At 66.2% G+C, this 5,113-nt stretch carries 8 protein-coding genes; 2 read left to right on the forward strand and 6 right to left on the reverse strand.

What is annotated here, in order from left to right; translation table 11 throughout:
- Positions 1 to 99: 99 nt before the first annotated feature.
- The 5 genes from pspM to pgsA form a co-directional block, all read right to left on the reverse strand.
- Positions 100 to 939: a phage shock envelope stress response protein PspM gene (gene pspM / locus WAN71_RS18310; protein WP_422226694.1), complete on the reverse strand. Its 840-nt coding sequence runs from the start codon at positions 937 to 939 to the stop codon at positions 100 to 102.
- Positions 940 to 953: 14 nt separating this feature from the next.
- On the reverse strand, positions 954 to 1,802 hold the full coding sequence (gene pspA, locus WAN71_RS18315; protein WP_422226695.1) for a phage shock protein PspA: 849 nt from the start codon (positions 1,800 to 1,802) through the stop codon (positions 954 to 956).
- An 83-nt stretch (positions 1,803 to 1,885) separates the two neighbouring features.
- Entirely contained in the window at positions 1,886 to 2,221 is a 336-nt protein-coding gene (gene clgR / locus WAN71_RS18320; protein ID WP_422226696.1) for a transcriptional regulator ClgR, read from the reverse strand.
- Between the two features lie 84 nt (positions 2,222 to 2,305).
- A complete protein-coding gene (locus tag WAN71_RS18325) occupies positions 2,306 to 2,803 on the reverse strand; it encodes a CinA family protein (protein WP_422226697.1) in 498 nt (165 codons plus the stop codon).
- Positions 2,781 to 3,377: a CDP-diacylglycerol--glycerol-3-phosphate 3-phosphatidyltransferase gene (gene pgsA / locus WAN71_RS18330; protein WP_422226698.1), complete on the reverse strand. Its 597-nt coding sequence runs from the start codon at positions 3,375 to 3,377 to the stop codon at positions 2,781 to 2,783. Before pgsA ends, WAN71_RS18325 begins: the two co-directional genes overlap by 23 nt.
- 55 nt (positions 3,378 to 3,432) lie before the next feature.
- Between pgsA and WAN71_RS18335 the strand changes: the two genes are divergently transcribed.
- Both WAN71_RS18335 and WAN71_RS18340 read left to right on the forward strand, forming a co-directional pair.
- Positions 3,433 to 3,966 carry an amino-acid N-acetyltransferase gene (locus WAN71_RS18335; protein ID WP_422226699.1) on the forward strand — a complete coding sequence of 178 codons (534 nt, stop codon included), beginning with the start codon at positions 3,433 to 3,435 and terminating at the stop codon, positions 3,964 to 3,966.
- A gap of 2 nt (positions 3,967 to 3,968) precedes the next feature.
- Positions 3,969 to 4,967, forward strand: coding sequence for a hypothetical protein (locus tag WAN71_RS18340; RefSeq protein ID WP_422226700.1), 999 nt, complete (start codon positions 3,969 to 3,971; stop codon positions 4,965 to 4,967).
- 3 nt (positions 4,968 to 4,970) lie between these two features.
- Here the strand turns inward: WAN71_RS18340 and WAN71_RS18345 are convergent.
- On the reverse strand, positions 4,971 to 5,113 hold a 143-nt coding region (locus tag WAN71_RS18345), incomplete at its 5' end, for a hypothetical protein (protein WP_422226701.1).

A 5,113-nucleotide genomic window follows, 5' to 3' on the forward strand; every position in this document is an offset into this window, starting at 1 on the left:
CAGCCCGGACATTTAGCCCCCGCCCGGCGACGATGCGGGTCGTGTAGCGCCTGAGGTGGGGGCACCCCCAGCCGCGCAGCGACGAGGGGGCGAGCCGGGCTACGCCCGAGGCAGCCCGCCGAGTTCATCGAAGGCCTGCGCCCAACCGACCAGGCGATCCGTCGCACCGACCAGCTCGTCGCGGTATCGCTGCCGCGAAATCGACGGTCCGGCAGCAGAATCCGGGGAGTCGCTGTTCGCTGACGACACCAAATGTGCTGCGGCAGTAACCATTTCGTTGTATTGACGTACACCGGCGCTCAACTGGGCGGTGAACGCGTTGATGCTGGGCACCAGGTATGAGCGTGACTGCGGAGTGCTGTCCACCGCCCGCTCCATCGACACCACCTCAGCGGCGGTTGCCGCCATCGCCGAGGAGGTCTTGTTCGCCGCGGCGGTCAGGTCGCGGATCTCGTCGGCGGGCAACATGTTGGCCCGCTCCATCACACCCAGCAGCGAGAAGAAGCCCCGCTCGGAGGCCCCCAGCGCGTACATCGCCGGCCGCGCGGCCGAACTCGGCGGCGGCAGTCGTCGGGTGCTGGCGGGCCGCTGCGCCGGCAGCGGTTCCCACCGCAGCCAGCGGTAGCGAAGCAGCAACAACGTCGCCGGAATCGCCTCTGCGACCGCGATCGAGCCGGTGATTATCAGCAGCAAGGCGAACCAGCCCCAGGCCGCCAGCAACGCCGTGACCACAGCCCAGAACACGGTTCCGGCGGTGAATATCAGGCCCCACCGCAGTGCACGCCGACGCTGACGAAGCAGCCGTGCCCGCCGATCGGTGGCGGCGCTGATTTTCTGCGCCACCAAGTCGGAAAGATCACTGGCGGTGTCGAAGCCGCGTTGCAACAGGGCGCGCCATGGCCCGCCGTGTGCGGCGCCGCGACCGGACTCCACCGCCATTTCGCTCCGCTCGTTTACTGCTGACCGATGGGTTTCTCGGCGGGGGCAGTCTTAGGCGCGGCCGCCGGGGTGCCCGGGGTTGCCGGAGTGCCCGCCGCTCCCCCGGCCGACCCACCGGCCGACCCACCGGCCGGCAACGCCTCGCCGCGCATCGATGCGCGGATCTGCTCCAGCCGCGAGTGGCCGGCCATCTCCACGGTGGCATGCTGGACCTCGAGCATGCGGCCCTGAACCGAGTTCTGCGCCAACTCGGCCTCACCCATCGCGTTGGCGTAGCGGCGTTCGATCTTGTCGCGCACCTCGTCGAGGCTCGGGGTGGTTCCCGGAGCGGCGATCTCGCTCATCGACCGAAGCGACGCGCTGACCTGCTCTTGCATCTTGGCCTGATCGAGCTGGCTGAGCAGCTTGGTGCGCTCTGCGATCTTCTGCTGCAGCACCATCGCGTTTTGCTCGACGGCCTTCTTGGCTTGCGCGGCGGCGCCAAGCGCCTGGTCGTGCAATCCTTTGAGGTCTTCGACGCTCTGCTCGGCGGTTACCAACTGGGCCGCAAAAGCCTCGGCGGCGTTGTTGTACTCGGTCGCCTTGGCGGTGTCTCCGGACGCGGTGGCCTGGTCGGCCAGTGTCACCGCCTGCCGGACGTTCACCTGAAGCTTTTCAATGTCGGCCAGCTGCCGGTTGAGCCGCATCTCGAGTTGGCGCTGGTTGCCGATCACTTGCGCGGCTTGCTGGGTCAGCGCTTGGTGCTGACGCTGCGCTTCCTCGATGGCCTGCTGAATCTGGATTTTGGGGTCGGCGTGTTCGTCTATCTTTGCGTTGAACAGCGCCATGACGTACTTCCACGCTTTGACGAACGGATTGGCCATGGATTAGCTCCGCCTTCGTGTGTAGATGTCTGCACTCGTCCTGAGGTTATCGGTTTCGCGCGGATTGCCACACCCTGACGCGGCTAGGCGCGGCCTGATAGGGCCAATGCCACGACCGGCGGGATGACGACCTTGGTGCTGGCGTCGATATTGGCCGCGCTGGCCGGCGAGACGGTCTGGTGCTCCCGCCGTGCCAGTTGCGCTCCGGCCTCAACGAGCAGCTGAGACAACGGCACCTCCAACGCGGCGCATATCGCGCTCAACAGCTCGCTGGATGCCTCCTTGCGGCCACGCTCGACCTCGGAGAGGTACCCCAGGCTGACCCGCGCAGCGTCTGACACCTCACGCAGCGTCCGGCCTTGTTTGGTTCGTGCGCGGCGCAGCACGTCGCCGAGGACCTCACGCAGCAATGACGGCATCGCGCTCTCCTTACGTCCGGTCAGCAGTTCAACAGGTCAACGCGCGCCGCGCGACGATTGGTTCCCGGATGGCTGCCAAGAGATTCACGCGGCCGCGACCAGCGCGCGCAGCCTGCTGATCGACTCGCGCACCGCTGAGATGCGGATATCCCAGCGCGTCCCGCTGAGCTGCAGCTCGACCACCTCGGTGACCGAGTGGTCATCGGGCCCGGCCAGGCCCATGAACACCGTGCCCACCTGGTGTCCGCCGTGTGGCTCGGGTCCGGCCACGCCGGTCAAACCGACGCCCCAGGTGGCGGCGCATCGTTGCCGCGCGCCGACAGCCAGCGCCCGGGCGGTCGGGGCGGCCACCGGGCCGACCTCGTCGAGAATCTGCGGCGCCACTCCGGCCAGCACGATCTTGGAGTGCTCGGTGTAGGTGATCAGGCCGCCGCGCAGCACTTCGCTGGCGCCCGGCACACCCGCGAGGGTGGCGGCGAGCAGCCCGGCCGTCAGCGACTCGGCGGTGGCGACGCTCTGGTTGCGGACCGTAAGATCCGCCACCAATCCGCGGGCGTCGTCAGTCAGTAGCGGGTCGTCCACGGACATCCCTTGCGGCCGACGCGACGTAATCCACGCCGGTGACCACGGTCAGCAGGATCGCGGCCCCCATCACTGCCGACGCGACCACCAGCCACGATCCCGACACCGGCAGGATGAACAATCCGATCGCAACGGCTTGCACCAGGGTTTTGAGTTTGCCGCCGCGACTGGCCGGGATGACGCCGCGGCGCAGCACGACAAACCGCAACACGGTGATCCCGACCTCGCGAGCCAGGATCACCACCGTCACCCACCACGGCAGATCACCGAGCATCGACAGGCCAATCAACGCCGCGCCGATCAACGTCTTGTCCGCGATTGGATCGGCCATCGTGCCGAATTCGGTCACCATGCCGTAATTACGCGCCAGCGCGCCGTCGAAGCGATCGGTGATGACGGCGACGGCGAAAACCACGAAAGCGGCGATGCGGCTGACGGTTTCATGACCATTCCCGGCGAACAGCACCAGCAGAAACACCGGGACCAGCACCAGCCGCAAAAGCGTGAGCATGTTGGCGAGGTTGGTGACGCGGACGCGCGGGACTACCGGACCGGTTTGAGGTTGCCCCGACACGGCAACAGAATATCGGTTGCCGAGCCGATAAGCCGAAGCCGATACTGTTCAGTTCGTGAACGCAGCAGGCGGTCCACCGGTCAACCGGCCGACGATCCGGCGCGCTCGGACCTCTGATGTACCGGCGATCAAGCGGCTCGTCGACACCTATGCGGGCAAGATCCTGCTGGAAAAGAACCTGGTGACGCTGTACGAAGCCGTCCAGGAGTTCTGGGTGGCCGAATACGAGGGCCAGGAAGGTATGGAGGTGGTCGGCTGCGGCGCGTTGCACGTGCTGTGGTCCGATCTGGGCGAGGTGCGTACGGTGGCCGTCGCGCCTGAGTTGACCGGCCAGGGCATCGGCCATGCCGTCGTCGACAAGCTCCTCGATGTCGCCCGGGAACTGCAGCTGCAGCGGTTGTTCGTGCTGACCTTCGAGACCGAGTTCTTCGGCAGGCACGGGTTCACCGAAATCGAAGGGACGCCGGTGACCGCCGAGGTGTACGAGGAGATGCGCCGCTCGTACGACATCGGTGTCGCCGAGTTCCTGGATCTCAGCTATGTCAAGCCCAACATCCTGGGCAACTCGCGGATGCTGTTGGTTCTTTAGCGGTGCACAGGTTGGCGCTGATTGGGCTGGCGGCCATGATGGTGTGGCCCGCCTCAGCGTGTCTCGCCGATCACCGCCATGACGCGGAGCTGGTGGACCAGCGGATCAAAGCAATGCCCGGTGTCGCGGACACCGAGTTGAAATACGAGTCAAGCTTCGAGAACGGCCAGAATTTTGGGCTCGTCGTCAAGCTCGATACCCGAGTCACCCTGCCGCAAGCCACCGATATCGGACGCAGCTTCGTCGACCAGACCCAGCGGCATCATCTCGGCGGCCACAAGGTGGAGCTCGACATCCGTTATCCCGCAGTGCCGCAACAGAAGAGCAACTACCTTGCCGACTACTCGCAGGCCGCATTCACGCTCGGCGACAATGCCAGCCCGCCGGCCGATCCCAGCGCCGCCGACGTCGGCGACAGCATCGCCGTCTGGCTGCATGCCGTCCGCTCCCCGGTAGCCGAATATGTCGGCCTCAACCAGCCGACGTGGGGTGGATCCGCGCAGAGCCGCGACATTCTCATCACGCTGAAGCAGGGCGCGACGGCCGCTGACGCGCAGGCGCTGCAAAAAAGCGATCCAAGCTTGGCGAACGCGACGTGGCGGATCCTGATCGCCACCGACCCGACCTATCGGCCGCAGGAGTACACGTCGAAGCCCAGACCACCCAGCGATAGCGACGTTGCCCTGTGGAGCCAGATCATCGCCATCGTCGGCGCGGGCGACGAAGCCAGCGGGTCGACCCAAATACCGGCCAAACCTGCCTGGGCCGAGACCGAAATCCAGATCAGCCTGCCGACGGGACGCGATGGCGAACCGGGCGCTCACCAAACCGCAATATCGGTCGCGGATCTGTTGCCGCAGTTCGGTCACCCCGTCGGGCTGAGGATGTACACCTCTGATGGGCCGGCGGAAATCATCGTCGGCGGATGCTGGCACCACGAGCCGGACCACCGCCGACTCCCACTGGAAGTCGAGATGTCCCGCCGCTACGAAAAGTGTTGAATCTCAGTCGATTTCATTGTCATCGTCGGTGCCACTGTCCCCGCCGCGGATGGACATCAGGGTGGCGGCCAGCTCGTCGGGCTTGACCAGCACATCGCGGGCCTTCGATCCCTCACTGGGGCCGACGATCCCGCGAGTTTCCATCA

The organism is Mycobacterium sp., from assembly GCF_049280035.1.
In the GTDB taxonomy this organism is placed as follows: Bacteria; Actinomycetota; Actinomycetes; order Mycobacteriales; family Mycobacteriaceae; genus Mycobacterium.